25 protein-coding genes and 1 pseudogene are annotated in these 26,462 nt (G+C 60.5%); 17 read left to right on the forward strand and 9 right to left on the reverse strand.

The window, feature by feature from the left end; genetic code table 11:
* From BSU04_RS12120 to BSU04_RS12135, 4 genes are all read left to right on the forward strand, one after another.
* Window positions 1-844 (forward strand): transporter substrate-binding domain-containing protein (locus tag BSU04_RS12120; protein WP_306427188.1); only part of this gene is annotated, 844 nt, incomplete at its 5' end.
* Window positions 841-1,497 carry a glutamine ABC transporter permease GlnP gene (gene glnP / locus BSU04_RS12125; RefSeq protein ID WP_089160833.1) on the forward strand — a complete coding sequence of 219 codons (657 nt, stop codon included), beginning with the start codon at window positions 841-843 and terminating at the stop codon, window positions 1,495-1,497. The genes BSU04_RS12120 and glnP, both read left to right, overlap by 4 nt.
* Window positions 1,494-2,222 (forward strand): glutamine ABC transporter ATP-binding protein GlnQ, encoded by a 729-nt coding sequence (gene glnQ, locus BSU04_RS12130; protein ID WP_089160834.1) that lies wholly within the window; start codon window positions 1,494-1,496, stop codon window positions 2,220-2,222. Before glnP ends, glnQ begins: the two co-directional genes overlap by 4 nt.
* 47 nt (window positions 2,223-2,269) lie before the next feature.
* Window positions 2,270-3,454, forward strand: coding sequence for a serine hydrolase domain-containing protein (locus BSU04_RS12135; RefSeq protein WP_089160885.1), 1,185 nt, complete (start codon window positions 2,270-2,272; stop codon window positions 3,452-3,454).
* A gap of 171 nt (window positions 3,455-3,625) precedes the next feature.
* Here the strand turns inward: BSU04_RS12135 and BSU04_RS12140 are convergent, their stop codons facing one another.
* Window positions 3,626-4,324 (reverse strand): YrzE family protein, encoded by a 699-nt coding sequence (locus BSU04_RS12140; RefSeq protein ID WP_089160835.1) that lies wholly within the window; start codon window positions 4,322-4,324, stop codon window positions 3,626-3,628.
* A gap of 208 nt (window positions 4,325-4,532) precedes the next feature.
* Here BSU04_RS12140 and BSU04_RS12145 point away from each other — a divergent pair, with 208 nt between their 5' ends.
* The gene (locus tag BSU04_RS12145; RefSeq protein WP_089160836.1) at window positions 4,533-4,883 is read left to right on the forward strand and encodes a response regulator; all 351 of its coding nucleotides are present in this window, start codon (window positions 4,533-4,535) and stop codon (window positions 4,881-4,883) included.
* Window position 4,884: 1 nt separating this feature from the next.
* On the opposite strand, the gene BSU04_RS12150 is transcribed toward BSU04_RS12145, so the two are convergent.
* Window positions 4,885-5,739, reverse strand: a complete 855-nt coding sequence (locus BSU04_RS12150) for a phytanoyl-CoA dioxygenase family protein (protein ID WP_089160837.1) — start codon at window positions 5,737-5,739, stop codon at window positions 4,885-4,887.
* Between the two features lie 311 nt (window positions 5,740-6,050).
* Between BSU04_RS12150 and BSU04_RS12155 the strand changes: the two genes are divergently transcribed.
* From BSU04_RS12155 to BSU04_RS12170, 4 genes are read left to right on the forward strand one after another with little or no spacing between them, the layout of a single operon-like run.
* Window positions 6,051-7,124: a fatty acid desaturase gene (locus BSU04_RS12155; RefSeq protein WP_089160838.1), complete on the forward strand. Its 1,074-nt coding sequence runs from the start codon at window positions 6,051-6,053 to the stop codon at window positions 7,122-7,124.
* A 26-nt stretch (window positions 7,125-7,150) separates the two neighbouring features.
* A complete protein-coding gene (locus BSU04_RS12160; RefSeq protein WP_089160839.1) occupies window positions 7,151-7,501 on the forward strand; it encodes a non-heme iron oxygenase ferredoxin subunit in 351 nt (116 codons plus the stop codon).
* The gene (locus tag BSU04_RS12165; RefSeq protein ID WP_089160840.1) at window positions 7,498-8,751 is read left to right on the forward strand and encodes an NAD(P)/FAD-dependent oxidoreductase; all 1,254 of its coding nucleotides are present in this window, start codon (window positions 7,498-7,500) and stop codon (window positions 8,749-8,751) included. The genes BSU04_RS12160 and BSU04_RS12165 overlap by 4 nt, the downstream gene beginning before the upstream one ends.
* The gene (locus BSU04_RS12170; protein WP_089160841.1) at window positions 8,748-9,617 is read left to right on the forward strand and encodes a sugar phosphate isomerase/epimerase family protein; all 870 of its coding nucleotides are present in this window, start codon (window positions 8,748-8,750) and stop codon (window positions 9,615-9,617) included. Before BSU04_RS12165 ends, BSU04_RS12170 begins: the two co-directional genes overlap by 4 nt.
* Here the strand turns inward: BSU04_RS12170 and BSU04_RS12175 are convergent.
* Window positions 9,607-10,647 carry a LacI family DNA-binding transcriptional regulator gene (locus tag BSU04_RS12175; RefSeq protein WP_089160842.1) on the reverse strand — a complete coding sequence of 347 codons (1,041 nt, stop codon included), beginning with the start codon at window positions 10,645-10,647 and terminating at the stop codon, window positions 9,607-9,609. The two genes, BSU04_RS12170 and BSU04_RS12175, sit on opposite strands and share 11 nt — an antisense overlap.
* A gap of 209 nt (window positions 10,648-10,856) precedes the next feature.
* Between BSU04_RS12175 and BSU04_RS12180 the strand changes: the two genes are divergently transcribed.
* The 4 genes from BSU04_RS12180 to BSU04_RS12195 are packed head-to-tail and all read left to right on the forward strand — an operon-like array spanning window position 10,857 to window position 14,506.
* Window positions 10,857-11,867, forward strand: coding sequence for a sugar ABC transporter substrate-binding protein (locus BSU04_RS12180; protein WP_089160843.1), 1,011 nt, complete (start codon window positions 10,857-10,859; stop codon window positions 11,865-11,867).
* A gap of 9 nt (window positions 11,868-11,876) precedes the next feature.
* Window positions 11,877-12,857, forward strand: coding sequence for an ABC transporter permease (locus BSU04_RS12185; RefSeq protein ID WP_089160844.1), 981 nt, complete (start codon window positions 11,877-11,879; stop codon window positions 12,855-12,857).
* Entirely contained in the window at window positions 12,854-13,669 is an 816-nt protein-coding gene (locus tag BSU04_RS12190) for an ATP-binding cassette domain-containing protein (RefSeq protein ID WP_089160845.1), read from the forward strand. Before BSU04_RS12185 ends, BSU04_RS12190 begins: the two co-directional genes overlap by 4 nt.
* A gap of 27 nt (window positions 13,670-13,696) precedes the next feature.
* On the forward strand, window positions 13,697-14,506 hold the full coding sequence (locus BSU04_RS12195; protein WP_089160846.1) for an SDR family oxidoreductase: 810 nt from the start codon (window positions 13,697-13,699) through the stop codon (window positions 14,504-14,506).
* A gap of 301 nt (window positions 14,507-14,807) precedes the next feature.
* On the opposite strand, the gene BSU04_RS12200 is transcribed toward BSU04_RS12195, so the two are convergent.
* Window positions 14,808-16,493, reverse strand: coding sequence for a fibronectin type III domain-containing protein (locus tag BSU04_RS12200; protein ID WP_089160847.1), 1,686 nt, complete (start codon window positions 16,491-16,493; stop codon window positions 14,808-14,810).
* Window positions 16,494-16,779: 286 nt separating this feature from the next.
* On the opposite strand from BSU04_RS12200, the gene BSU04_RS12205 reads away from it, so the two are divergent.
* The 3 genes from BSU04_RS12205 to BSU04_RS12215 all read left to right on the forward strand — a co-directional run bounded on the left by BSU04_RS12205 (window position 16,780) and on the right by BSU04_RS12215 (window position 22,030).
* Complete coding sequence (locus BSU04_RS12205) at window positions 16,780-20,268, forward strand: response regulator (protein WP_089160848.1); 3,489 nt, start codon at window positions 16,780-16,782, stop codon at window positions 20,266-20,268.
* A gap of 118 nt (window positions 20,269-20,386) precedes the next feature.
* Window positions 20,387-20,944, forward strand: a complete 558-nt coding sequence (locus BSU04_RS12210) for a fasciclin domain-containing protein (protein ID WP_089160849.1) — start codon at window positions 20,387-20,389, stop codon at window positions 20,942-20,944.
* 189 nt (window positions 20,945-21,133) lie between these two features.
* Window positions 21,134-22,030: an alpha/beta hydrolase family protein gene (locus BSU04_RS12215; RefSeq protein ID WP_089160850.1), complete on the forward strand. Its 897-nt coding sequence runs from the start codon at window positions 21,134-21,136 to the stop codon at window positions 22,028-22,030.
* A gap of 57 nt (window positions 22,031-22,087) precedes the next feature.
* Here BSU04_RS12215 and BSU04_RS12220 read toward each other — a convergent pair whose 3' ends face one another.
* The 4 genes and pseudogenes from BSU04_RS12220 to BSU04_RS12235 form a co-directional block, all read right to left on the reverse strand.
* The gene (locus BSU04_RS12220) at window positions 22,088-22,297 is read right to left on the reverse strand and encodes a hypothetical protein (RefSeq protein WP_089160851.1); all 210 of its coding nucleotides are present in this window, start codon (window positions 22,295-22,297) and stop codon (window positions 22,088-22,090) included.
* A gap of 162 nt (window positions 22,298-22,459) precedes the next feature.
* Window positions 22,460-22,954: pseudogene (locus tag BSU04_RS12225) on the reverse strand (patatin-like phospholipase family protein); the annotation flags it as partial.
* 134 nt (window positions 22,955-23,088) lie between these two features.
* Window positions 23,089-23,382 (reverse strand): hypothetical protein, encoded by a 294-nt coding sequence (locus BSU04_RS12230; RefSeq protein WP_089160852.1) that lies wholly within the window; start codon window positions 23,380-23,382, stop codon window positions 23,089-23,091.
* A gap of 185 nt (window positions 23,383-23,567) precedes the next feature.
* Entirely contained in the window at window positions 23,568-23,813 is a 246-nt protein-coding gene (locus BSU04_RS12235; RefSeq protein WP_089160853.1) for a DUF4148 domain-containing protein, read from the reverse strand.
* Window positions 23,814-24,300: 487 nt separating this feature from the next.
* Here BSU04_RS12235 and BSU04_RS12240 point away from each other — a divergent pair, with 487 nt between their 5' ends.
* Window positions 24,301-24,510, forward strand: coding sequence for a hypothetical protein (locus BSU04_RS12240; protein WP_089160854.1), 210 nt, complete (start codon window positions 24,301-24,303; stop codon window positions 24,508-24,510).
* Window positions 24,511-24,691: 181 nt separating this feature from the next.
* Here BSU04_RS12240 and BSU04_RS48510 read toward each other — a convergent pair whose 3' ends face one another.
* The gene (locus tag BSU04_RS48510; protein ID WP_089160855.1) at window positions 24,692-26,290 is read right to left on the reverse strand and encodes a methyl-accepting chemotaxis protein; all 1,599 of its coding nucleotides are present in this window, start codon (window positions 26,288-26,290) and stop codon (window positions 24,692-24,694) included.
* Window positions 26,291-26,462 lie beyond the last annotated feature (172 nt).

Below are 26,462 nucleotides of genomic sequence, written 5' to 3' on the forward strand. Positions count from 1 at the left end.
ACCAAGCAATAAAACACAAGCCATAACAAACGCCGGACCGTCCTGGAAACGGCAGGCCCGGCACGATTCACTTACCCGTGGAGGCAACACCATGAATCGCCGTCAACTGCTGCAACTCAGCTTGGCCGCCGCACCCGCCATCCTGCTGTCCCGTGTCGTCCGGGCTGCCGACGCCGAACTGATCGTCGGCTCCAACGTCGGCGCGCCGCCGTTCGTGTTCAAGCAGGGCGACACCTATAGCGGCTTCGACGTCGAAGTCTGGAGCGAGATAGCAAAGGGCATGAACCGCAAATGGCGGCTGCAACCGATGGAGTTCGGCGCGCTGATCCCGGCACTTCAGACCCGCAATATCGACGTCATCGTGTCGCAACTCTTCATCAAGCCAGAGCGCCAGCAGGTGATCGATTTTTCCGATCCGTACTATAAAAGCGGTCTGATCGCACTGACCCGCGCCGACAACACCACCATCCACACACCGGCCGATCTTGCCGGCAAACACATCGGCACCGAAACAGGCACGCTCGCGGTCGGATATATCAAGGACCACGTCAAGGACGCCACCGTCGAGCAGTTGCCCAGCATCAACAACGCGCTGCTGGCGCTGGAAGCCGGCCGTACCGACGCGGTCGTCTACGACAAGCCCCAAATGCTTTACTACGCCAACAACGCCGGCAAGAACAAGGTCAGGGTCGTGCAGCCGGCGCTGGAGGGCCTTGACGTAGGCATCGGCTTCCAGAAGGGCAGCCCGCTGGTCGCCGCGGTCAACGTTCAACTCGCCGCCATGAAGGCCGATGGGCGGCTCCAGGCACTCGGTCGCAAATGGTTCGGCGAGGCATCGTCATGACTTTTGACTGGGCGGCAGTCATTGCCGCGCTGCCGGACCTGCTGCAAGGCCTTCAGCTTTCCCTCCTGATCGCACTGGCGGGTCTCGCCGGAGGCATCGTGCTCGGCATCCTCGCGGGCGTGGCGCTGACCTACGGCGGCCGGCTCACCGTCTTGCCGGCCCAGCTCTATGTTGCGTTGATCCGCGGCACGCCGATCGTGGTTCAGGTGATGTTCGTCTACTTCGCATTGCCGATCATGATGGATATCCGTATCAGCGGGATCAGCGCCGCCATCATCACCCTGGTGGTCAACTCAGGCGCCTATAACGCGGAGATCATCCGCGGCGCGCTCGACGGCGTGCCGTTCGGACTGCGCGAGGCGGGCCTGGCGATGGGGCTGCCTTTTCGCACCGTGCTGCTTCATGTCATCACACCTATCGCCTTTCGGCGCGCGCTGCCGGCAATGGGAAACCAGTTCGTCAACCTGGTGAAGGACACCTCGATCTTTCTGGTTATCGGCGTGGGCGAACTGACTCGGCGGGGCCAGGAAATCATGGCCGCGAACTTTCGGGCGGTGGAGATCTGGACTGCGGTGGCGATCATCTACCTGCTCGTGATCAGCCTGCTCGCGCTGGGTCTGCGAGTGCTTGAACGGAGAGTACGCCTGCCATGAGCATGATCGAATTTCAGCAAACCTCGAAGCATTTCGGCGCCAACGTCGTTCTGCATCCGCTCGACCTCGCGATCGAACGCGGAGAAGTCGCGGTGATCGTTGGTCCATCCGGGTCCGGCAAGTCGACGATGCTCCGTTGCATCAACGGGCTCGAAAAAATCAGCGGTGGCGACCTGCGCGTCGACAACATCAGCGTGCTGGGTTCCGCGCGCGACGTCAGGCGCATCAGGCTCGAAGCCGGCATGGTGTTCCAGCAGTTCAATCTTTTTCCGAACCTCACGGCAATGCAGAACGTCATGTTCGGGCCGATCCGGGCGCGCCGCCAAACGCGCGCGGAAGCGCGCGAGATCGCCACCGCGCTTCTGCATAAGGTGGGTCTGTCCGAGCGGATGCATCACTATCCGTCGCAGCTTTCCGGCGGTCAGCAGCAACGCGTCGCCATCGCGCGGGCGCTGGCGGTCCAGCCGAAGCTGATGCTGTTTGACGAGCCTACTTCGGCGCTCGATCCGGAACTGCGCCAGGAAGTCCTCAAGGTGATGCAGACGCTTGCGAGCGAGGGCATGACGATGGTCGTGGTCACTCACGAAATGGGCTTCGCGCAACGCGTGGGTTCGCGCCTCCTCTTCATGGAAGCCGGCCGCATGGTGCACGACGGCAAGCCCGTCGAGATGCTGTCGACACCGCCAGGAGAACGCTTTCGCGACTTCCTGCAGCACGTTAATTGATGCCCTCGCTTTTTCACGACCGCACGCAACAGGAGTCTGCAGGCAAGATGATCTCTTCACATTTCGAAAGCGACTACGGCTTTCGCCGGGACACTGTCCGGCATGACAACTGGCGTGAAGCGCCCTGGAATATCTGGGCCTTTCGCCATGTCCACGAGCTGATCCCAACAGCGCGAATCCCGGCCGCGTCCGGTCTCGCCGAAGAACCCAAGGTCGATGCCACCGCGCTGACCGAACACGAATTCGTGCTCGACGGCGAACGCCGCACGGTCGCGGCCATTCTGCGGCAGACTTCGACCGATGCAGTCACGGTGATGCGAGCCGGGCGTTTTATCGCTGATTTTCACGCACCGAACTTTACCCTGCAGACTCGCCACATCCTGTTTTCGGCCAGTAAGTCAGTCGCTGGCCTGCTCGCCGGCATACTCGTCGGCGATGGTCTTCTCGACCCTGAAGCGCCGGTCGCGCACTACGTGGCAGAGCTCGCGCAATCGGCCTTTGGCGACGCCCAGGTCAGGCACGTGCTGGATATGCGCACGAGCCTCGCGTTCAACGAAGACTATCTCGATCCGAACGGCGTCTATGCCCGCTACCGCCGGGCCGGCCTGTGGGACCCGCGGCTGGTCGGTGAGGAACCGGAAACGGTGATTGGCTTCCTTGCTTCGCTGCCCAAAGGCGCAGGGGAGCACGGCGGTCCTTTCCATTACTGCTCACCCAACTCCGACGTGCTTGGGCTCGTGATCGAGCGTGCTTCCGGCACGCGCTACGCGGACTTCGCGGCCACGCGTCTATGGCAACCGCTGGGGTTGCGACAGGACGGCTGCGTGACGGTGGACCTCGCCGGCACCGCGCGCTCAGGCGGCGGCCTCTGCATGACGGTGCGTGACCTGGCGAGGATCGGCGAGCTGGTGCGCCTCGGTGGCGTAGTGGATGGGCGCAGATTGATCAACGAGGAGTGGATGAAAGATACGCTCTCGGGCGGAAGCGCGCAGGCATGGCGACACGGGTCTTTCTCATCCTGGTTGCCGAACGGCAAGTACCGCAACAAGTGGTATCAGCTCGGCAATGCCAGCAGAGCCTGCTTCGCAATTGGCATCCATGGGCAGTGGCTATACGTCGACCCGTCACGCGAGACCGTAATCGCCAAGTTCTCGTCGCAACCTGAACCGACCAATAACAATCTCAAGCGCCTGAATCTCGCATTGCTCGAAGCGATCGCGTCGATGACGTGAGGATGGATGTCTTTCGGGATTGGCGAGCATGCATGCGTCGCCCGGCCCGAGGTGGCCCGAACGAGGCTTTGTCGGCATCGGGAAAATCGGCCCGATTGATGGATAGTAACAATAGGGATACCAAAGACAGGCCGGTCGAATCGACCGGCCTTCATTCAGCAAGCGGTCAAATCAGGAAACCCTGCGCCGTCCCAATCCATCGGTCACTACCGCGTCATCGCGCGCCGATCCGCCGCCTTCTTCAAATGGCGGTTGATGGCGAAAACCCGCGCTGCCGGACACCACTGCAATGATGGCGCCCACCACCAGCGCCGCAAACGAATACCACGTCGCGCGAGCGATGCCCCGCGCCGCCGTCTGCGCCGACTGCATCGCGTCCTGCTGCGCGTCGGCGCTGGTCACTGCCGACGCTCCCGCATCCAGCGCGGCTTGCGCCTGCTGCCTGGCGGAATCGGCGGACGACCCAGGTTGATTACTCGCCGACGCGCCAACGTTCGCCGTCGCCGCCGCGACATTGCCCGCCACGCTGACCGCCCCGCCGATAAACGATGTCATGCCATAGAGCAGCAGCAACGTCATCACAGCCCAGGCAAGCAAACCGTGCAGCCATCCAAGTACCGGCGCGCAACGCCCGGCGAAGTACGAACCGACAAATACGGCTAGAACAGTTGTAACAATCACCCACACGCCCGAGCCAAATCCAAAGACGCGTCCGGGATTTGGCTGAGACATGGGCGCGAGAAGCGACGCGCCAATCGCGGTCCCCAGCACGCTCATGATCAGGTAAACAATCAACGACAAAATCACGCCGGCTATGACTGCGCCCCACGAGATACGGGGTAAGCCATCTTGAGTAGTCAGGAGTCGCATAGGTGTCCCCTCGGAACGGGCAAGCGATTATTGAACGAATTGCCGGCGCTGCTGCGCCGTGCACCCGCTCAGTGCAATTGCCGTTCCCACACTGTGGGGGACGATCAAAGCTGGCATCTTCGTTGCGAGGTATTTAAAACGAACGCGCCGATCTCGTTCGGTTCATCTGCTTCCAAAGCAGCAACATCCGCTTAATACCGAGGGAATCGTGCACATCCTGTTTATCGATGACCATAAAGATTCAGCCGACGCGTTTGGCGAAATAGCGTCTGGCCTGGGGCACAAAGTGCAAGTTGCGTACGACGGCCGCTCGGCAATAGAGTTGACCCAGGCACAGAGTTTCGATGTCGTTTTCTTCGATATCGAGTTACCCGACGCCGATGGCCGGGAGCTTTGCCGTCAGGTACGCAACGAAGGTGCATCTCGCGACGCGTGCGTGATAGCAGTGACCGGAAGGACCGATCTCAAGGACAAGGACCTGGAACCGTTCGACGGTTTTCTTCACAAGCCGATCAGCCCGGCCACTTTGGAGCACGCACTGAAATTCTCGGAAGGCTGACCTACCGCATGGCGTTCTTGCGACCCTCGGCGTTCGTCGCAACGGCGATCGCATCGAGATTCTGCGGGTACGGGAAGTTCAAGCCAAGCAACTGCCGCATGGTCGGGCTGGCGTTCTTGACGAACGCTTCGCCGACCATTGCGCGCAAGTCTTCCATTGGCTTGACGAATTTCGGCAGGGATTGAATCAGCACCGCGCTGCGATCCTGCGTGCTGTGGTTTGGCATGGCGCAATGCCAGGTCGCGCCGACGAAAACGATCGCGTCGCCGGGCTCCGCTTCCATGCGCTCGCAACGCTCGAAGAACGCATCGCCCTCGCCGGGATAACGCAATTCATGCTGCGTGTGCGGCACAAAAGCCGTCGCACCGGTCTGCGCCGTGAACGGATCCAGCGGAATGGTCACTTGCGCGTTGAGCGGAAAACTCGTGTTGATACCGACGGGAAATGTCGTCGGTGAGTGAAAGTCCCAGTACGGGTAATCGATATGCGGCTCTTGTCCAGGACCGTCCGGCAAAATCCGGTTAGCCGCGATCGACCCCATGACGAAGTCGTCGCCGAGAAAGAGCCGCATGGCCGCGACAATCGCGGGCTGCTCAGCCATCTCCGAAAACACGTCGCCTTTGGCAAGCAGATTCCACACGCGTCGCTGCAAATGCAACCGCTGATCTTCGGCCGCCTGTCCCTGGAAATGCGTGACCGTCTGCGCGCGGTCCTGCGAATGCTCCATCACCACGCGACGCGCTTGTGCCACCTGCGCCGCGCTGAACACGCCGCGAATACGCACTGCGCCCGGCCCGCGCAGCAGCGCTTCAACCACTCCTTCAGGCGTCACCGCGCCAACTTCAATGCTGTTCACAGCAGTCTCCTGGGATGAGTCCACGCAACACTCCGGCTGCTAGTGCACACAAGCATAGAAGACCACTTGCACCAATGCAAAGAAAATTTCACACACCCATTCGATGGAATTTAATTTCTATTTTATAGAACCATAGCCGATGCGGCCTGCAGCCGCGCTTGATGGAAATCCATCATTTTTTCGAGTGAGCAGCGAGCCGCGGTCATCTATCGTTCTCTCAACAAGAAGGCCACCCGGCGGTTGAAGCTGACGGGAAGCGCTCAAACATCGCTTAGACATTGCTTGAAACACTATTAAGCAGGAGACAACCCATGTCCTCGACTCCCGACGCCAGCGGCGCCGATGCGGCCAAGCCTGGCCTCACCGACCCGACTCTCGACGAGCGTATCGGCCAGCAGTGGTATCAGCCGCGCATTCCGCGCGCCGTTCTGAAAGAACTGATGAAACGCAGCGACGCCGAAGGCCTCCGCAACTTCGTGCCATGGCTGTTGCTGCTGGTCGCGTCGGGCGGGGTAGCTGCGTTCTGCTGGGGAACGTGGTGGGCGGTGCCGGCCTTCCTGGTCTACGGCACGATCTATTCGTCCAGCGACGCCCGTTGGCACGAACTCGCCCATGGCGCGCCGTTCAAGACCCGCTGGCTCAATGACGCCTTCTACCACCTGTCTTCGTTCATGACGATCCGCGAAGGCTACTGGTGGCGCTGGAGCCACGCTCGCCATCACACACACACGTACTTCCAGGACCGTGATCCGGAGATCCAGGTCGCACGACCGACGCAGGTTTGGCCGATCATCATCGATTTCTTCGGACTGCTGGGCAGCTCGCTTGAGATCCGCAAGATTGTCCGGCACGCGTTCGGCCGCGTAGATGCCACCACCGACGCATTCCTCCCCGCCACAGAAAAACCGAAGATGATCTGGTCTTGCCGAATCTATCTGCTCGTGGTCATCGGCACGATTGGACTTGCTATCGCACTCCACAGCTTCCTGCCGCTGATGTTCGTGTGGACGCCCCGTTTTTACGGCGGCTGGCTGCATCAGTTGCTCGGCCTCACGCAGCATGCGGGCCTCGCGGTCAACGTGAAAGATCATCGGCTGAACACACGCACGGTGTACATCAATCCGGTCTTCCGCTTTCTGTACCTGAACATGAACTACCACCTCGAACACCATCTCCTTCCGATGGTGCCGTTCCACGCGCTGCCGCGTTTGCATGAAGTCATCAAGGATCAGCTTCCTCCCGCTTATCCGAGCCTTTACGCGGTATATCGCGAGATGGTGCCCGCGCTATGGAAACAGCGTTCCGAACCGGCTCATGTGATCGAACGCGAGGTGCCGGCTGAAAGCGCCCCGCGCGGAACATTTGCGACCCAGTCGGGCATCTGAACCACTCCAACACCCCGGAGGCTTTTGTGGCCGTTGAAACGAATGACATCGAATGGGTCGTCGCCTGCGCTGCGAGTGAGATTGCCGAAGAAGACGTAATCCGCTTCGATCATGCAGGCGCGAGTTACGCGGTGTATCGGATCGCCGAAGGTTTTTTTGCGTCGGATGGCTGGTGCACGCACGAACGCGCGCATCTCGCCGATGGCTTCGTGCTCAATCGGGAGATCGAATGCCCTCTGCATCAGGGACGTTTCGATATCCCGACAGGCAAGCCTAAGAGCCCGCCCGTCTGCGTACATTTGAAGACCTATCCGGTGCGCATTGAACGCGGCGAAGTGCTGCTCGGCGTGCCGCCGCAAGCTAAGGCAACGTCATGAAAAACCGACCCGCGATGGTGATCATCGGCGCCGGGCAAAGCGGAGCGCGCGCCGCCCATGCGTTGCGCGACAACGGCTGGGACGGCGAGATCACACTGCTCGGCAACGAAGGGGTTGCGCCCTATGACCGGCCGCCGCTCTCCAAGGCCGTGCTGCTCGGTCATAAAACCACCGCGCAATGCGCGCTTTATGACGAGACGTTTTACTCCGAGCAACGCATCGACCTGCGTGTCGATGCGGGCGTGCAACAGATCGACCGCGCGGCGCGCAGGGTGGTTTTGAAGGACGGGCATACCGTCGCCTATCAGCGTCTGCTGATCGCCACGGGCGCGGCGCCGCGGCGTCTGAGTGTGCCCGGCGCAACGCTTGAGGGCGTGCATGTCCTGCGCACGGCAGCAGACGCGTCAAGCGTAGTCGGCGAGTTGTTGCCAGGACGGAAGATCGCGATCGTGGGTGCGGGGTTTATCGGGCTGGAGATCGCGGCAACAGCCATTGCAAGAGGTTGCGAAGTCGTCGTGATCGAAGCGGCAGCGCGTGCGCTCATGCGCGCCGTGCCGGAGATCGTCGCGGCGTATCTGGTGGAACGGCACAAGCAGATGGGCGTGGACGTGCGCTTCGCCGTGCAGGTCGACCGGGTCATCGGATCGACTATGAAGCGCGTCACGGGCGTGAAGCTCTCCGACGGCACGACCGTCGCGTGCGATTGCGTGATCGCCGGCATTGGCGTGAAGCCGCGCACCGAGTTGGCGGAAGCGGCCGGTATCGACGTAGCGGACGGCATTGCCGTGGACGACACGCTGCGCACCAACGACCCGCATATCTTTGCAGCCGGCGATGTCTGCTCGTTCCCTCACCGGCTGTTCCGCCGGCGCATGCGCCTTGAATGCTGGAAGAACGCGGAGGACCATGCGCGCATTGTCGCGCGCAACATGCTGGAGCGTGGAGAGACCTATTCCGAAGTGCCGTGGTTCTGGTCCGATCAATACGACATGACCATCCAGATTGCCGGCATGCCTGCGTTCGGCGTGACGACCGTCGTGCGCGAGACGAGCGCCGCGTCGCGAGTTTTCTTCGCGCTGGATCGCGATGGCGTGCTGGTCGGCGCAAGTGGTGTTGGACAGGCAAGCGAGATCGCACGTGACGTGCGCGTGGCGCAAGAGTTGATTGCGCGGCGGGCGTGCGTTGAACCTTCCTTGCTCTCGGATCGCAGCGTCAAGCTCAAGCCGTTGCTTGCCGTGGAGGCGCTATGACGCAGCGGCTCGACATCTATCAGTCGCTATGGGCAATGGAGCGCCGTCATACCGACGGTAATGAGCGCTCGCTTGAAGACAACATAACGATGATCGCGCAAGCGGGTTTCAACGGCGTCAGCGCTGGCTATGCGTCGCGCGACGACGTGCGCCGGCTTAGCGGCTTGCTAAAACCGCTCGGCCTACAAGCAGAAGGACAATGTTTTCCGCGTACGGTAGATGACCTGCAACCGATCCTTGAAATAGCCACCGAATTCGGCGTGCATCACATCGACTTGCAGCCGGACGTACGGCCGCGTCGCCTCGATGATGCACTCAAGTTGATCGATGGATGGACACGACTCGCCGAGCAGGTGGACTTTCCGGTGTATATCGAAACGCATCGGGACCGCATGACGACCGACCTGCATTTCACGCTCGATCTGCTTGATGCAAGACCGGACCTGAAACTGCTTGGCGACATTTCACACTATCTGGTCGGACGTGAATTCGCGCTGCCCGTGTCCGATGAAAACCACGCTGCGATGCATCAGATCCTCGACCACTCGTGGGCGTTTCACGGCCGCGTCGCGAGCCGTGAACAGGTGCAGGTAGAGATCTCATTCGAGCCGCACCGGATCTGGGTGGACCTGTTTCTTGACTGGTGGCGTTATGGCTTTGCGTCGTGGCAACGGCGCGCCGATCCTGACGACACGCTGGTCTTCACTTGCGAGCTGGGACCCAAGCCTTACGCAATCATCGGCCGCGATGGCAACGACACAACCGACCGCTGGGCGGAATCGCAGCTGATGCGCGACTGGATTCGCGAACTCTGGAACGGCCTGAGCCGCCAGGAAAAACCCGCGCCGTTAGCGCTTAGTCGCTGAGCGGAAGGTTTTCGCGCAACAACACCGTGACCGGAATCTGCTGCGGCAACGCCACGCCGGGATCGCGATGATAGTGCCGCAAGATGATTTCGATGGAACGCATGGCTTCGGCGGCCGGGTTCTGGTCGAGTACGGCGTCGAGCGTTCCTTCAATAAGCAAGCGTCGCGAAATGTCGTTGAGTTCGTGGCCGACGAACACCGTCGAACGAACGCGGTCGAGCGCTTGGAGTGCCGCGCCGACACCTTCGTCACCGACGGAAATGTTGTAGATCCCGCGCAGGTCGGGATAACGCCGGAAGGCGTCGCGAGTGAGGCTTTCGGTGACCGCCGATTGCTCGCGGCTCTCGACGGTCTCCACGATGTCGCAGTTAGGGAAACGCCGCCGCAACACTGAGCGGAAACCGCTTTCGCGTTCTTCATGGCCGAGGAAATCATGCATGCCCGTCATCACGAGCACCTTGCCTCCCGCATCGCCGAGAAAGCGGCCCATCAGCTCGCCCGCGACCCGTCCTGCCCCGCGATTATCAATACCCACGTAAGCCAGGCGTCCCGTTCCCGGCAGGTCGCTGGCAAGCGTGACGACCGGCATCGCGCGGCTGACCTGACGCAGCGCCGCCGTGATGTCGGGATGCTCGTACGCGACGATGATCAGCGCGTCGGCCTTCTGCGTCGCGCGGCTGATGGTCTCGACCACGCGCGCCGGTTCGAGGTTGTCGAAGTAGGTCACCGCGCAGATCACGCGCTGCGCTTCGAAGGCCTTCTGAGCGATTTCGAAACCCTGCTTGAGATAGACGTAGTAAGGCGCTACGGGTTGCTGCAACAGGATCGCGATGCGCAACCAGCGCACGGACACCGCGTCGAGCGCCCGATCGATCTTGAGCTTGCGCGCCCATTCGAGCACGCGCCGCTCCTTCTCGCGCGAGACGCCGCCGCGGCCGTTGAGCACGCGATCGACGGTTGCTTCGCTGACGTCGGCGGCCTTGGCGATATCGGCCATGCTCGTTTTACGGCGGTTGGTCAGGTCGGGCATGAGCCTTACACGTTTTAGGGAATGGACCACGGGACTGGCCTGATGATCGCATCAACTCATCGGCCCATCAAGCCGGCCTATCAAGCAAGTGCATGGAGTGAAGCCCTAATAAGTCACCGGCCACGAACGGCGACAGCAATACCCCGCACGCCGGCCTGACATTCGCACCGCGAATGCAGCCGCGCACGGGACATAACAGGAGACAGGAGATGGCCCGGAGATTCAGTACATTTCAAACGCGTTCTAAGTTCGCGATAGCGGCATGCATCACATCCACGCTTTTCGCGGCAAGCGTTGCTCGCAGCGCGGAGCCGCTGAACATTGTCATGCTGACACACGGCGCGGCGACGAACGCGTTCTGGCAGGCCGTGAAGAAAGGTTTCGACGATGCCTGCACGCGCGTTCAGGCGCATTGCCAGATGGTCTTTACTCAAACCGATGGCTCGATTGAACAGCAGAGCGCGAACTTCCAGGCCGCCGAGGCGCGCAAGCCCGACGCAATCCTGACGACCATCGTGGACGACAACGCGCTTACGCCCATGATCAACGACGCCCGCGCCAAGCACATCATCGTGATCGCTTATAACGTCGATCAAAGCGGCGGCGCGGCGGGTGCGGCGAAACGGCAGGCGTTTATCGGCCAGAACTTTGTCCCGGCAGGGCGCAGTCTCGCCCATCAACTCACCAGCCAGTTTCCAAAAGACGGACCGGTCCGCGTGCTGATTGGTGTCAGCGCGCCGGGGCAGAACTGGGCCGAACAACGGGCGAAAGGCGTGATGGAAGGTCTCGATGAATGGAAGCGCGCCAATCCGACTCGCACGGTCGTGATCGACCGGATCGACTCGGGCACGGATCTCTCGGTAACGGGCGAACGCGTCGGCGCGTATCTCACCGCCCACCCCGACACAACGGCTTACTTCGACATGGGTTTCTTCCATGCAGCAGTAGCGCGCACATTGAAGGATCGCAATGTGCCGCCAGGCAAGGTACTGCTTGCAGGCTTCGATATCGTGCCGCAAGTCCTGCAGATGATGAAGGCAGGCTACATCCAGGCCGAAGTCGATCAGCAACCGTATGCGCAGGGGTTCATGCCCGTGATGCAGGTGTATCTCGCGAAGTCCTTCGGCCTTGCACCCACCGATATCAACACCGGCAATTCGCTCGTCATGCCCGCCCAGGCGGACTCAGTCATCGCGCTCTCGCAACAAGGCTTGCGCTAGGAGATTCGCATGAAAAAGCTGCTCAAGATCTACCTGCAGAAGCCGGAGTTGGCGGGCATCGTATTGCTCGCCGTGTTGATCGGCTTGTTCCAGGTGCGCTCGCAAATGATATTTCTCAGCGCGGAAAATATCCGTGGCGTGCTCGGCGTGTTGCCTGAAGTGGGACTGGTGGCTATCGGCGTGACGCTACTGATGATCTGCGGTGAGTTCGATTTATCCGTAGGGTCGGTGTTTGCACTCACGCCCATGTCGATCACGCTGCTGATGAATGCGGGCGTACCGTTCTGGCTGGCATTTTTTATCGGGCTGGTGGTAGCCGCGTGTGTGGGCCTCGCTAACGGATTGATCACGCTGGTCTTCAACATACCGAGTTTCATCACCACGCTTGGCATGTTGTTCATTGTGCGATCACTGACCGTCGTTCTGTCCGGTGGTTTCCCGCCGAACCTGCCTATCGAACGGATGCCAGCACAACTGTTCGTAAGTTTCATAGGACCGGAGGGGTTGTTTCGCGCGTCGTTTCTTTGGTTCATCGCCATCGGGGCGGCTGCGGCATTCTTGCTGTCCGCGACCAATCTCGGCAACTGGATGAAAGCGACCGGCGGCTTTCTTGAAGCGTCCATATCGAGCGGTGTACCGGCTCGACGCGTGAAGCTGTTCTCCTTCGTGCTGTGCTCGGTGCTCGCGGGTTTCGCCGGCATGATACAGGTGCTGCGGCTTGGCGCGGCGCTTCCATCAATTGGCGATGGTCTCGAACTACAGGCGGTGGCCGCGGCCGTGATCGGCGGGACCGCGTTGTCTGGCGGGATCGGTAATGTGCTCGGTGCAGTGGTGGGCGCCCTGCTGATTCGCGTGATCGATAACGGCCTGGTGCTGACGCAAGTCGATGCCAACTGGTTCAAGTTCGCGGTCGGCAGCCTGACCATTTTCGCAGTGGTCGCCAACGCATGGATGCGCCGCACGGCGCGACATCTGAAGGTGCAACTATGAACACACTCTCCTCCCCGGCTCACGATACCGCCCTGCATTCGTATCAGGGTAACGACGGCGCCACCTCCGACGCGCTGAGCACATCGACCTCGCTGATGGCCGTGCGCAACTTGCACAAGTGGTACTCCGGCGTGCATGCGCTCAAAGGCGTGAGCCTGGACTTCAAACGCGGCGAAGTCGTGGGCCTGCTCGGCGACAACGGCGCGGGCAAGTCGACTCTCATCAAGATTCTCTCGGGCGTGCATCGGCCGGATGAAGGCGAGATCCTGTTCCAGGGCCGCCCTGTGCGCATCCCCACGCCCAAGGCGGCGATGCAGTTGGGTATCGAAACGATCCATCAGAACAACTCGCTCGTGCCCAATCTGTCGATCGCGCGCAATCTGTTTATCGGGCGCGAACCGTTGTTGTTTTCGCTGTTCGGCATTGGCCCCATGGACCATGCGCGCATGCGCACCGACGCCGTCAAGGCCATTGCCGATGTCGACCTGCATCTGCGTTCGGCGGAAGCGCTGCTGGGTGAACTGTCGGGTGGCCAACGCCAGGGCGTGGCGATTGCGCGCGCGATGCACTTCAAGTCGAAGCTGCTGATCCTCGATGAACCGACGAATCATTTATCGGTGAAGGAGACGGACAAGGTGATCGGGTTTGTGCGGGGCTTGTCGGCGCAGGGCATTACCGGCGTGTTCATCAGCCACAACCTGCAGCACGTGTTTCACTCGTGCGACCGGATTGTCGCAATGGCGCGTGGCGAAGTCGTGCTCGACCGGCCGGTGGCGCAGACGTCTATTGAAGAAGTGACGGAGATGCTTTGATCGACTACAGGGTGGAGAGATAAATCGATGGGACAGTTCGACGGCAAGGTGGCTGTGGTCACCGGTGGTACACAGGGGCTTGGAGCGGCGATCGCGGCGCTGCTCGTTGAGCGCGGGGCGAGGGGCGTCGTTATTTGCGGACGTTCGCGCGAAAAAGGCGAAGCGAAGGCGCGTGAGTTGAGCGAGACGAGCGGCGCAGACGTTCGTTACGTGCAGGCAGATCTCTCGCAGGTCGACGATTGCCGGTCGGTGATCGCGGCGGCAGACGCGCGGTTCGGGCGCATCGATGTGCTGGTCAATGCAGCAGCCATGACCGATCGCGGCACGATCCTCGATACGGACCCCACGCTCTTCGATCGCATGTTCGCGACGAACGTGCGCGCTCCGTTCTTCCTGATGCAGGAGACCATTCGTGTCATGCGGCGCGAGCGCATTGAAGGTTCGATCGTCAACATCTGCTCGATGTCTGCAATGGCGGGGCAACCGTTCATCGCGGCGTATTGTGCGTCGAAGGGAGCGCTGGCCACGTTGACGCAAAATACGGCTTACGCGCTTTTGCGTAACCGGATTCGGGTGAATGGCTTGAATCTCGGCTGGATGGCGTCCGATGGCGAGGACCGGATACAGCGGGAACATCACGGCGCGGCTGACGACTGGCTGACGCAGGCGAGTGCTGCGCAGCCATTTGGGCGATTGATCGACCCGGAGGAAGCGGCCCGCGCGGTGGCGTTTCTGGCGAGCGGAGAGTCGGGTCTGATGACGGGGTCGATGGTGAACTACGATCAATCGGTGTGGGGTGCGTTCGACGACGCGCCGCATCCAGGGGCTGCACTTTAGAGCGCCGGTCAAACCCGTGGACCATCTTGTGCGGGTCCACGGGCTTACGCGCACCCATCACCGGCACAGCAAGCCTTAGAGAGTCCTTCGGACTTCACCCCGCGCTGATATCCGACTTGACCCGTTTAACGCTGCACAAGCCGCCACATGATCGCCTCACCTGCCTCGAAGGTCATGGCACAAAGCCTCGTTGTGTTGGACGTGCCGTCATGAAACTTTCCCCCGTGTTAGCACAATGCTGGAATCCTGCGGGGAAAGTGCCGATCGTCGCAACCAAACTCGCTTTTCGCCAGTCCCCGGATCAACTCCGACGCGTCTTCGAAAACGTGATGGTCTCAAACAGTTCGTAAGTCGCGCTCGGCGTCTGGTCGGCGCCGGGCGCGTGGTAGTAGTTCATCGTAATGGTGGTCTTGCCACCCGGCTTCCCCGGATCATGATCGAACACGGCAATGCCATAACCGGTACCGGTATCGCGCTGCGCGGACCAGATGGCATCCTCCAGCGCATCGGCGGGCTGGCGCACGAACGTGTTCGCCGCGGTCCCGGGTACCGGCCGGTTGGGCTTGGTGAACACCTTTGCCTGCACATTGCCGGTCCCGGCGTCCAGCCCGTAGACATCCAACGGCGCACTCGTGCCGCCACCACCCAGGATCAGGTGGATCGTGCCCTGGCTGGTATCGAAGGCACCGTCGGCGGGGTTTGTCGTAATGACCGGTCGAGGCTGAAGCGTATCCACTGGTTCGCCCGTCACGGCATCCATGCCCGCATGGTGATTGCAGCCGCGTACGGGGAAGCTGCGCTCGTAATCATGGTCATGGCCGCACAGCACGAGATCGACGCCATAGCGGTCGAACAAGGGCAACCATGCCTCCCGGATACCCTTGTCGGAGCCGTTGCCAGTCTTCGAGGAAGTCAGTGCGTCCTGGTGCATCTGGACGACGATCCAGTCGATGCCCTTGTCCTCGGACGCTTTACGCAACGTCTCCCCTAGCCAGCGAGTCTGCTCGCCACCGCTATAGCCGCGAACGTAGAGTGAGGTCCCCGGGGCGATCAGCGGATTGCCTGTGCTTGCGGCCGGCACCAGCGGGCCCGGACCCGCGACGAAAGCAGCCGCGTCCTGATAGACCACGTCATCCGCATCGAGCGAGACGAACAGCACGGAACTCACACGAAAGCTATACCAGCGACCAGGAAAACGCGTGCCATTCTCCGGCAACGTATAGCGCGCCAGATACGAGTCAAGCCCCTGCTCGCCGTTGTTGAATTCCAGCTCATGATTACCCGGGCAAGGCATCCAGGGGCGATTGGCCGCCGAGGTCTGCGCATTGTTGCCGAAGTCGCGCCATACCTCGGGCTGATGTGCCGGGTTCAGGTTGGCATAACAGAGATCGCCGTTGAGCAAGTGAAAGAGCGGCTGGAACCGCTCCACCGCCTGCACGGCGAATCGGCTCTGCAGCGACGAGAGCACCCAGCCGGTATTCGGCGTGGCGAGGTCGCCATAGCTGGTCCAGCGAAACGGGGCTCGGCCGTGCGGGGCAGTCTGGAAACTCGCCGTGAAGGGATGGGCCGCATTGCTGTCGTTGTCGGCGGTGACTTCGTACTCGTAGTTGACCGCGGGTCGCAGTCCATGAAGCCGCGCGTGATACGTGCAGACAATCTCGCCGTTGAGTCCATCGGTATAAGTGCGCTGAACGCCGTGAACGGTCGTCTTCGTCTCGCCGGCACGGCCGAAGCGCACCCGCGGATTGAGCGCCGGGCTAAGCGAGGCCCACGAGATCACCACCTCGGCCCACGGCTCCTTGCCCCAGGTCAGGTGGATCTGCTCAGGCGTGCCGTCCGGGCCCGCCGCAGCGGCCCGGCTAGCTGAAGCCAGACCGCCTGCAGCCGTTGCCAGGCCGGAAGCACCGGCAAGCTTGAGAAAACCACGCCGCGAAACGGAAGCACCCTGCTCGACCGGCGCAAGATCGCCAATGTTCTTGTTCGACATATCTGGTGTTCCAGTCCTTGAAGGGATAAGCCAGCACAAGACGCCCACTGCAGCGCAGAGAGCAGACCAGCTCGAGCACTCCATTATTGCCAGACGTGTTTACCGGACCATGACAGAGACAGAGTCGCGGTAATTCGTTTTCGGCGTGAAATCTGTATTATCCCGCCAGTGATTGGCGCGGCATTTCCGCCGGGTGCGCACCACCGAACGTGGTGCCAGGACATCCCGCTCACACTAATCATTCGCTCGAACCGCGCTTTTTGCGCATTAAATAACAGGGATAAAAATGCCCGAGCATACTGCTGTCGACCAGCTTGGCTTTCGCCGCATAATTCGTCGCAACATCGCCTTGCCGATCGGTGCAGGCTTGGCCACCGCCGCGGTATTCGTGGCTCTTCTGTTCTATCTGCTGCAGGCCATGGACTGGCTCGACCATTCCGGGCGCGTGGTCGCAGACGGCAGCGACCTGATCAAGCTCGCGGTCGATCGCGAGTCCGGCATGCGGGGCTTCCTGATCACCGGCGACGACGCCTATCTCGCGCCGTATGAGCTCGGTCGAGCCAGTTTCACCGCGAAGCTGTCCACGCTGACCGAACTTGTCAGCGACAACCCGCCGCAAGTCGAACGCCTGAAGCGTATTGGCGCACTGGAGGCGCAGTGGGACGCAATTGCCGGACAGCTCATTACCCTGCGTCGCGCGAATCAGGATTACCAGGGCGTCATGCGCACCAGCAAGGGGAAGCTCGAGTTTGATGAAATGCGCCGAGAGTTCGACGCCTTCATGGATGTCGAGTTGAACCTGCGCTGGGAACGGACGGCAACGGTCAGGCGCGTCACCATTACCGCAGTGGCGCTCTTCCTCGGCATCAGCCTTTCGCTCAGCTTGCTGCTCGCCGTGCTGGGCCGGCGCGAGTTGACGAATCTGTCGACCACCTACGATCGCGCATTGCGGGCGCAGACCGAACACACTGAAACCCTGCAACAACAAGCATGGCTGCGTACCGGGCAGAGCCAGCTGGCGGAAAGCGCTGCGGGACAACAAGCGCTGCCGCAGCTCAGCCGTGCAATGCTCGAATTTCTCGCCCAGTACCTCGGCGTGGTCGTAGCCGCGCTTTATGTCCGCGATGCAACCGGCACGCTACGCCGCGAAGCGGCCTACGGTTTCAGCCGTGAAAACGAAGCGCGCTCACAATCCTTCGCAGGAACAGAGACGCTGGTCGGCCAGGCTGCCACGGATGGCCGGCTGATCGAAGTCGACAACATCCCTGACGACTATCTCAAGGTCACATCGGGACTGGGAACCAGCGCACCGAAGAGCGTAGTCATGGCACCGATCGAGAACGGCGGTACCGTCAATGGCGTCGTGGAACTCGGGTTCATGAAGCCGGTATCTGCGCGGGACATCGAGTTCCTGAAGCTGATAGCAGGAAACATGGGGGCGTCGGTTGAGGCGGCGCTGTATCGCGAACGGCTGCAGGACACGCTCGAGCAAACGCAGCGCCTCAACGAGGAAATGCAGCTTCAGCAAGAAGAACTGCGCACCGCGAACGAGGAACTGGAAGAGCAAACCGCCGCGCTCGAAGAGTCGCAAGCGGATCTGGGCAATCAGAAAACAGAACTTGAATCGATCAACGAACAGCTCACTTTCCAGGCCCTCGCGCTCGATCAAAAGAACGAGGAACTCGGCCATGCTCAAGCAGAACTGGAACAGCGCGCCGACGACCTCCAGCGTGCCAGCCAGTACAAGTCAGAATTCCTGGCGAACATGTCGCATGAGTTGCGCACGCCGCTCAACAGTTCGCTGATCCTCGCCAAACTGCTGTCGGAAAACCAGGGCGGGAATTTAAGCGCCGAGCAGGTCAAGTTCGCCAATACGATCTATTCAGCCGGCAACGATCTGCTCAACCTGATCAACGACATCCTCGACATCTCCAAGGTCGAGGCAGGCAAGCTCGAACTCGCGCCGGAAGATGTATCGATGCGCCGCCTGATTGAGTCGTTGAAGCGCACCTTCGAGCCGCTTGCCGACCAAAAGCAATTGAAATTCGTCGTCGATGTAACGGCGGATATGCCGCCATCGATATTCACCGACTCGCGGCGGCTGGAACAGATTCTCAAGAACCTGCTGTCGAATGCAGTGAAGTTCACCGACGCGGGGACCATCTCGCTCGCCTTGGGTCTGGACACCGGCAATCGGGTGCGCTTCGCCGTAACAGACTCGGGTATCGGCATTGCGCCGGAACACCACCAAACGATTTTCGAAGCGTTCCGTCAAGCCGATGGAACCACCAGCCGGCGCTATGGGGGCACCGGCCTGGGTCTGTCGATCTCGCGCGATCTGGCAACGCTGCTCGGCGGCGCGATCCGCGTGAACAGCACGCTCGGCGCAGGAAGCACGTTCGAGCTGACGCTGCCCACGCACTGGACGGGCGCCAGCGAGCCGACGGAAATCGTCCGCGCACTGCCCACACCGTTGCGCGCACCATTGCCAACTCCGGCTGTCGCCGCGCCGACTCAGCCGCCGGCCACCTGGGCACAAGACGTACCGGCGTATAACGACGATCGCGCGAACTGGACGCCTGGCCGCCGGTCAGTGCTGGTGATTGAAGACGACCTGTCATTTGCAGGCATTCTGTTCGAGCTTGCCCATGAGATGCAGTACGGCTGCCTGGTCGCGCAGACTGCCGTCGAAGCGCTGCAACTCGCCGCGCAGTACTTGCCCGATGCCATTCTTCTCGACATCGGCTTGCCTGACCGGTCGGGTCTCGCGCTGCTGCAGCAGTTGAAAGACGGTCCGCTCACGCGTCACATTCCTGTGCATGTAGTGTCGGCTGCTGATAGCAGCGGGGCTGCGCTGCATCTTGGCGCCATCGGCTACGCCATCAAGCCGACCACGCGCGAGCAACTGAAGGACATCTTCCACAAGCTGGAGGAAAAATTCACGCAGAAGGTCAAGCGCGTGCTGCTGGTGGAAGACGACGCACGCCAGCGCGAAAGCATCGTGCAACTCATCGCGGACGGCGATATCGACATCACCGCTGTCGAGCTTGGCGAACAGGCGCTGGCGCTGCTGCGAACAACTATCTTCGACTGCATGATCATCGACCTGAAGCTGCCCGACATGCAGGGTGGCGAGTTGCTGCGGAAGATGTCGAGCGAAAGCGTGTGCTCTTTCCCGCCGGTGATCGTCTATACCGGACGCAACCTGACGCATGCGGAGGAAGCCGAGCTGCTGAAATATTCACGCTCGATCATCATCAAGGGCGCGCGCTCGCCAGAACGGTTGCTGGATGAAGTCACCCTGTTCCTGCACAAGGTCGAGGCGGACCTGTCGTATGAACGACAAACCATGCTGAAGGCAGTGCGTAGCCGGGATCGCGCCTTCGAGGGGAGGCGCATCCTGCTGGTCGACGACGATATCCGCAACATCTTCTCGTTGAGCAGTGCGCTCGAACATAAGGGCATGACCGTGGAGATCGCACGCAACGGGTTCGAAGCGATCACCCAGTTGAACAAAACACCGGACATCGACCTTGTGCTGATGGACGTGATGATGCCCGGCATGGACGGACTCGAGGCCACGCGCCGGATTCGTACCGACCCTCGCTTCGCCAGCCTGCCGATCATCGCGATCACAGCAAAAGCGATGAAGGACGATCAGGAACAGACTCGTGTAGCAGGGATGACGGACTATCTCGCCAAGCCGATCGATCTGGACCGGCTCTATTCGCTGCTGCGCGTGTGGCTGCCGAGCCTCGAACGGATGCGTGGCTGAGGTGCGCCTGTAAGGGTCCGTCCTGCGGGTTGGACCCTCCGTTGCATCCACGGCCGCGAGCGCGACGTATATCGCTTCATGCCAGCGCAATCTAGCGCGGCTCAATGAGGAGATAGTCATGAACAAGGCAATACTGAGCGTTCTTATCGCAGGGCTGTCTGTCGCTGCATCCAACGCTTTTGCCGATGCCGACACGGTGATGGTCGGCGGCCAGGCAATGTATCCGAGCAAGGATATTGTCGATAACGCGGTCAACTCCGCAGACCACACCACGCTCGTCGCAGCGGTGAAGGCGGCAGGCCTGGTCGACACGCTGAAGAGCAAGGGCCCGTTCACGGTTTTCGCTCCGACGAACGAGGCGTTTGCAGCCCTTCCGGCCGGCACGGTCGACAACCTGGTCAAGCCTGAAAACAAGGCGACCCTGACAAGCATATTGACGTACCACGTCATTCCCGGACGTTACGACTTCAGGAAGCTCGATGCTGCCATCAAGCAAGGCGGCGGGAAGGCCGACATCAAGACCGTGAATGGCGAGACGCTGTCGTTCTCTGAGAACGGTCCGCATAACATTGTTGTCGCCGATGAATCGGGCAACACCGCCGCTATCTCGACCTACGATGTGTACCAGAGCAACGGCGTGATCATGGTGGTGGATAAGGTCCTGCTGCCGAAGTAAGCGATGCGCTTGTTTCTGCCGCGGGGCCCGTACACGGACCGCGCAGAAACACCATAGGGCGGCACTGCGACTTGCCATGCGGGTCCTTGTCTTCACCATCACTATCCGGCGTGGCGCGCTCTGTTCAAGCGTCACAGGAACATCTGCATCACTTCTCAAGCCAGCGTCGAACCTGGCTAGCACCGCTTCATGATCCAAATTTATCGTCGACTAATACTAGCGTTGCTTACCATCCTGCTTTCGTCACAGACGATCGCCGAGCCGATCCGACTTCAGGATTACCTTGCCATTGCAGGTCCCCCTCCTGACTCGCGTATTGCATATGGCCCGGCACAATCGCAATTTGTCGAGTTGTTCCGGCCGACCGGCGCGGGACCCTACCCTGTGGTCGTATTACTTCACGGCGGATGCTGGGCGCACAAATATGGTGGTCTGACCCAGGTCGCCGCAATGGGACGCACGTTGGCGAACGAAGGGATCGCAGTGTGGAGCATCGAATACAGAGGCGTGGATGAGGACGGCGGTGGTTTTCCCGGTACCTATGAGGACATCGCGTCCGCGTTGGACACGCTAAGGGATCAGTCGTCCGCGCTTGATATCGACTTGACTCGCCTTGTGGCTGTCGGTCATTCGGCAGGCGCACAACTCGCGCAATGGGCGGCGGCACGGGAGCGTATCAGTCCGGCGAGCCCTCTTTACGCAGCAACACCCTTGCCCATTCCGGCCGTCATAGGCCTGGGCACGCTACCCGATTTGCACGATGCCTGGTCTATCGAACGCGCTTGCAGGCTCGACCCCCTTACGCTAACCGGTACGCCGCAACCCGGCAGGCAAGACGTGCTGGCCGACACTTCCCCCACCGCGATGCTGCCATCTGGTGCACACACCGTGTTGATCAACGGTGAACTGGACACGGTCGCGCCGCCTGATCTCGCGGCGCGCTACGCGCTCGTGGCACGTCGCGCGGGCAACGACGTGAAGACAATCGTTGTTCCCGATGCTAGCCATTACGACGAAGTGTTGACGAGCTCGCCGGTGTGGCCCGTGCTGCAGGCGCAAATACGCAAGGCACTTGACATCAGATAGCTGTCAACCGATGCCCGCGGAAACAGCTCCATGCTTCATTGCGCAAAAAGCGGGCTGTCACGCTTTTGCGTGCGCGGAGAAAGCGCTTCGCGCCCTCGCCAGCAATCGTTCTCGGCCAAGATCCGAAGCCTGGATCCGGGAAAATACTTGTTCCGCATATCCGAGCTCACGAAGGCGCTTTAAAAGGGCCGGAGGCACCGCAGCATCACCGTTTATTGCCAGTTCAAGAAGCCAGTCAAGCTCGAACTCAGTGAGGTCGTTGCGCATCGCTTACTCCCTAGCCAGGCAAAACTTGGCGAAGCACGGCCCATCCGCATTCGCGAGCGGATCTATCGAGAAGTCAGTGTTTAATTCACACGCCTCGAACGCCAGATCACGTTAGACGAGATACGTAAGACGGAAACGTTCGGATGCAGTGCGGTTGCTTATTTATTGGTGCCGCACGCCCTTTTGCTTAACCGCCTCGGCATGCGCATGCTCGTACGGTTCAGCCGGGATAAACGCGCGTTCCAGGCCACCGTCGCTTAGCCAAGCACGCGTTTTCCCAGCTGCACGCTCAATCAGTCGATCGCACTGAATGTAGCCGTAAGGCGATACATCGAGTGGACACAAGGGCGGTACGACAAAGATCTCTGCACGCGACGAATAAAACGCCAGATCGCGCACGAGTTGCCGCGCGCTGATCAGCGTCATTGCGTGAATAGCCTGCGCGATCGCGTTGGCCGGCGGTTTGTGCAGCGCACAGGCGAAACCGGCCGGCAGCACGATGATGCGTTTCGCGCCGAGCCCGACGGCTACCGAGATCGGCGTATTGTTGGCCACGCCGATCTCGACCAGATCGATACCGTCAATGGGCACCGGCGGAAACACCCCGGGAATCGCGGCGCTTGCAACGACGGCATCCACCACAGGGCGCGACCGGATACGATGTTCATGAATCGCCGACGTGCAACCCGGCCAGTCCGCACCGCCCCGGCGTTGGGGTTACCGAAATCGCCTCGTGCCGGAACACCAGCGTTGTGCCCGAAACAGCCTCGGTAAATCATCGCCGGACAGGGCTAGTGGCCCTTGAACAACTCCAGTAACTGGTTCTGCATCTGCATCATTTCGTGCTCGTGCTTCATCTCCATTTGAGCCATGGCTTCCTTGTGGTCCATCTCCATCTGCATCATCTTTTGCTGAATGGTGATGGCCTGGGTCCGTTGTTCAGGCGTCAGCTTGTCCATCATCATTTGATAGTCCTGCGGCATCAGATACATGCCGGCATGTCCAATTCCCTGAGCATGCGCGAGACCGGTTGCGAGCGACAGCGGAAGCATTGCGCACAGGATGATTTTTCGAATCGATTTCATCAGATCTCCAGTTTCATGTTTAGCGTAAAAATATAAGGATGACTACGCAATCAGCTTGTATTCATCCAGTTGAAAACAGTGTCATTCATGCCGCCAGCCCAGTCCTCTGATCTCCCGCCAGTCTTGCCGTGGCCGACTTGTTGAACCCGGACGCCCGGTGCCTGTTGCCGCTCCCTTCCCGTTGTTTAATGCCGGGCGAAATTCGGCGTACCGCCTGGTCCATACGGATCGGGGTTACCGAAACGTGAGATGGTGCCGTCCATGCGAGCGTGAGCCAATTCGGCACGCACTTGCTCGCGTGTTTTCGGGCCTTGGTTCGACGCTACCGCCATCGCGTTCCCGTCCACAGGCTGCACGGATTGCGCGTTCGCCAGTGTCGACACACCAAGGGCCGCCACGGTCATGATCATCATTAACTTGTTCAGTTTCATCACTACTCTCCAAAAAGGTCACTATCGACCGTTGACCTGCCGACGCGCCTGGCGGTCCAAGGGACGCTTGAGTACAGGCGCTTCATAGGGTATTTCGCCTGATTGCGGGCAACGGTTACAGGGAGCCCAAAAGATGTGTGGACGGTGATGGCAGGCAACTGAAAGCTGCCCGCGAGGTGATCCGGACGGTTGCAGCGTGCGTTGTAACTGAACTGAAGAATGACCGCGAAGACCCATGACAAGAATTCACAGTGTCGCGGTTCGTGTGGTGATATTGTCACTGACGATGGCGGTTGGACGCCCGTCATCAGCGTAAGCCATGCCCCTCGTTGTCGTGCACTCCAAATGGGCGTATTCGTCGACGAGGCTGAGAGTGGAAGAAGTGTCGCCGGTGGAAGATGCCGCTGAAGATTCCAACCGCGACGTCCTTTGAAATGCGTGAACGTGAAACAGTGCGCGTTCACGTTCAAACTATACGGTGATTAATATGGGCTTTCTGGATGAGGTAGGAAAGGTCGCGGGTGCAATCGCGGCAGTGGAAGCGACGGACAAGGTCGATCCGGACGCTTCAATTCTGACGAAAGGGATTGCGGCCGTCGCCGGCTTTAAAGGCGCAGGCGCTCTGGAGTCGCTGGTAGAAAAGAAAGAGGACGATGCCAGTCCGGACGACGCGGACAGTGCCGGAACACAGGCCTGATTTGCGGTCGCGCCAGGCCAGCCGCTGTCCAAGGGGCTGGCCTGGCGCATAGGGTTCGCTCGTCGCGCTACATCACGCGGCGCTCACCGTCTGCCAGCATATTCTCCGTCCACACTGACCGCTTCCTGCTGAAATAGTCCTGTCACATTCAGCCGCAATCCAGGCACACCACGCACACCCCTTAAAGCCGAAACACCTCGACGGCCTCGCTTAACGTTCTCGCCTGACTCTGCAGGGACTGTGCTGCGGCGGCGGCTTCCTCGACGAGCGCTGCGTTTTGCTGCGTGCTCTGGTCCATAGTTGCAACCGCCAGATTGACCTGCTCGATTCCCTTGCTTTGTTCGCCCGCCGCAGCGGATATCTCCGTCACGATCTGACAGACACGTTCGACCGCGCTCACCACGCTGCCAATGGTCGTCCCCGCGCTTTCCACCAGCGTCGACCCGGCGTCGATATGCGCGCTCGAATCCTGAATGAGCATCTTGATCTCCTGAGCCGCCGACGCGCTGCGCTGTGCGAGACTGCGCACTTCACCGGCCACGACCGCAAAACCTCGACCCTGTTCGCCGGCACGTGCCGCTTCGACTGCCGCGTTGAGCGCCAGGATGTTCGTCTGGAAAGCGATGCCGTCAATCACACTCGTGATCTCCGAAATTTTCTTCGAATGAGCGGCGATGCCCTGCATCGTGGTGACTACATTGCTGACGACTACGCCTCCCTTCACCGCCATTTCCGATGCTGTTGTCGCCATCTCTCTCGCTTGCCGGGCGCTCTCGAAACTCGCTTTCGCCGTCGCCGTTATCTGCTCCATGCTGCTTGCCGTGGTTTCCAGCGACGCCGCCTGTTGCTCCGTTCGAATGGAAAGGTCGTTGTTGCCGCTAGCGATTTCCGTCGCGCCAACGTTGATCGATTCGGTGCTGGCGCGCACGGTCGTCACCGTCTCAACCAGCGATTGCTGCATCTGCTCGAGCGCACGCAATAGCGCGCCCATCTCGTTGTCGCGGCCGGTATCGACGGGATTGGTCAGGTCGCCCGCAGCAATGCGCTGAAACTGGCGAATCGCTTGCCCGACCGGTTTGACGATTGCGTTAAGCAATGCCTGACGCGCGAATGTACCAACGACCACCGACGCTGACGCCGCTGCAGCCAGGAGCCAGAGCATCATGTGGAAGCGCTCTTGTGCGCTCGTATAGCGTGCTTTCTGGCGCTCGGTCAGAACACCTTCCAGCGCAGCCACTTGCGCGCCGAAGTTGTTGGCCAGCGCTTCCGTTTCAGCGCCTTGCAGGGATTTGTAGGCCGAGAAATCGCTTTTACCCAGCGCTTCGAACGACGCTTCCAGACCGTCGTGCAAGTACTTCTGACGCGCAGCGACAAAGCGCGTGCGCAGCGCCGTTTCGGTATCGTCCGCCGATGCAGTCGCGAGGTACGCCCGCACTTCCTCGTCGGATTGACGCAGATCGCCATGTGCGCCCTCGAGCAACGCCGGCTGAACATCGCCTAGTCCATAAAGCGCCGCAAAGCTGCCCAGCGCAAGACGTGCATGCATCACGTGTTCATAGCTGCTTTTGATTTGAAGAAGTGAGCGCGTGTCTTCCGTGTACATCTTTTCAATCGCGGCGTTACTGGTTTGAAGCGCGACGCCGGCCAATGCGCTAACCGCAATCAACAGCGCGGCAAAAACCGTCAACACGAGCGTAATGCTGGTACGTAAGCTGATGTGACCAAATAGACTTGTATATCCCGAAAAATGGGATACAGGAGGCGCTTTTGATATGTTCATCCGATTGTCTCCGACTCGTCGTGTACGTTGTATCGAAGGTATATCGGCGGCCCGGAGACAGGACTGGAGGGTCTTTGATGAATAAAGCAAAGCAGCCCAATTAGCGGGATTTAAGTTGGTTATAAGCGGTTAAACGAGGTTATTCTTCGATACACCCCCTGCCCCGGAGCGT

The organism is Caballeronia sordidicola, assembly GCF_002220365.1.
GTDB lineage: Bacteria > Pseudomonadota > Gammaproteobacteria > Burkholderiales > Burkholderiaceae > Caballeronia > Caballeronia sordidicola_C.

Excerpts from the sequence above, each read along its gene's own strand:
- glnP (WP_089160833.1), top strand. The coding sequence starts at position 841 with ATGACTTTTGACTGGGCGGCAGTCATTGCCGCGCTGCCGGACCTGCTG.
- glnQ (WP_089160834.1), top strand. The coding sequence starts at position 1,494 with ATGAGCATGATCGAATTTCAGCAAACCTCGAAGCATTTCGGCGCCAAC.
- BSU04_RS12135 (WP_089160885.1), top strand. The coding sequence starts at position 2,270 with ATGATCTCTTCACATTTCGAAAGCGACTACGGCTTTCGCCGGGACACT.
- BSU04_RS12140 (WP_089160835.1), bottom strand. The coding sequence starts at position 4,324 with ATGCGACTCCTGACTACTCAAGATGGCTTACCCCGTATCTCGTGGGGC.
- BSU04_RS12155 (WP_089160838.1), top strand. The coding sequence starts at position 6,051 with ATGTCCTCGACTCCCGACGCCAGCGGCGCCGATGCGGCCAAGCCTGGC.
- BSU04_RS12165 (WP_089160840.1), top strand. The coding sequence starts at position 7,498 with ATGAAAAACCGACCCGCGATGGTGATCATCGGCGCCGGGCAAAGCGGA.
- BSU04_RS12170 (WP_089160841.1), top strand. The coding sequence starts at position 8,748 with ATGACGCAGCGGCTCGACATCTATCAGTCGCTATGGGCAATGGAGCGC.
- BSU04_RS12175 (WP_089160842.1), bottom strand. The coding sequence starts at position 10,647 with ATGCCCGACCTGACCAACCGCCGTAAAACGAGCATGGCCGATATCGCC.
- BSU04_RS12180 (WP_089160843.1), top strand. The coding sequence starts at position 10,857 with ATGGCCCGGAGATTCAGTACATTTCAAACGCGTTCTAAGTTCGCGATA.
- BSU04_RS12185 (WP_089160844.1), top strand. The coding sequence starts at position 11,877 with ATGAAAAAGCTGCTCAAGATCTACCTGCAGAAGCCGGAGTTGGCGGGC.
- BSU04_RS12190 (WP_089160845.1), top strand. The coding sequence starts at position 12,854 with ATGAACACACTCTCCTCCCCGGCTCACGATACCGCCCTGCATTCGTAT.
- BSU04_RS12195 (WP_089160846.1), top strand. The coding sequence starts at position 13,697 with ATGGGACAGTTCGACGGCAAGGTGGCTGTGGTCACCGGTGGTACACAG.
- BSU04_RS12200 (WP_089160847.1), bottom strand. The coding sequence starts at position 16,493 with ATGTCGAACAAGAACATTGGCGATCTTGCGCCGGTCGAGCAGGGTGCT.
- BSU04_RS12205 (WP_089160848.1), top strand. The coding sequence starts at position 16,780 with ATGCCCGAGCATACTGCTGTCGACCAGCTTGGCTTTCGCCGCATAATT.
- BSU04_RS12210 (WP_089160849.1), top strand. The coding sequence starts at position 20,387 with ATGAACAAGGCAATACTGAGCGTTCTTATCGCAGGGCTGTCTGTCGCT.
- BSU04_RS12215 (WP_089160850.1), top strand. The coding sequence starts at position 21,134 with ATGATCCAAATTTATCGTCGACTAATACTAGCGTTGCTTACCATCCTG.
- BSU04_RS12220 (WP_089160851.1), bottom strand. The coding sequence starts at position 22,297 with ATGCGCAACGACCTCACTGAGTTCGAGCTTGACTGGCTTCTTGAACTG.
- BSU04_RS12230 (WP_089160852.1), bottom strand. The coding sequence starts at position 23,382 with ATGAAATCGATTCGAAAAATCATCCTGTGCGCAATGCTTCCGCTGTCG.
- BSU04_RS12235 (WP_089160853.1), bottom strand. The coding sequence starts at position 23,813 with ATGAAACTGAACAAGTTAATGATGATCATGACCGTGGCGGCCCTTGGT.
- BSU04_RS12240 (WP_089160854.1), top strand. The coding sequence starts at position 24,301 with ATGGGCTTTCTGGATGAGGTAGGAAAGGTCGCGGGTGCAATCGCGGCA.
- BSU04_RS48510 (WP_089160855.1), bottom strand. The coding sequence starts at position 26,290 with ATGAACATATCAAAAGCGCCTCCTGTATCCCATTTTTCGGGATATACA.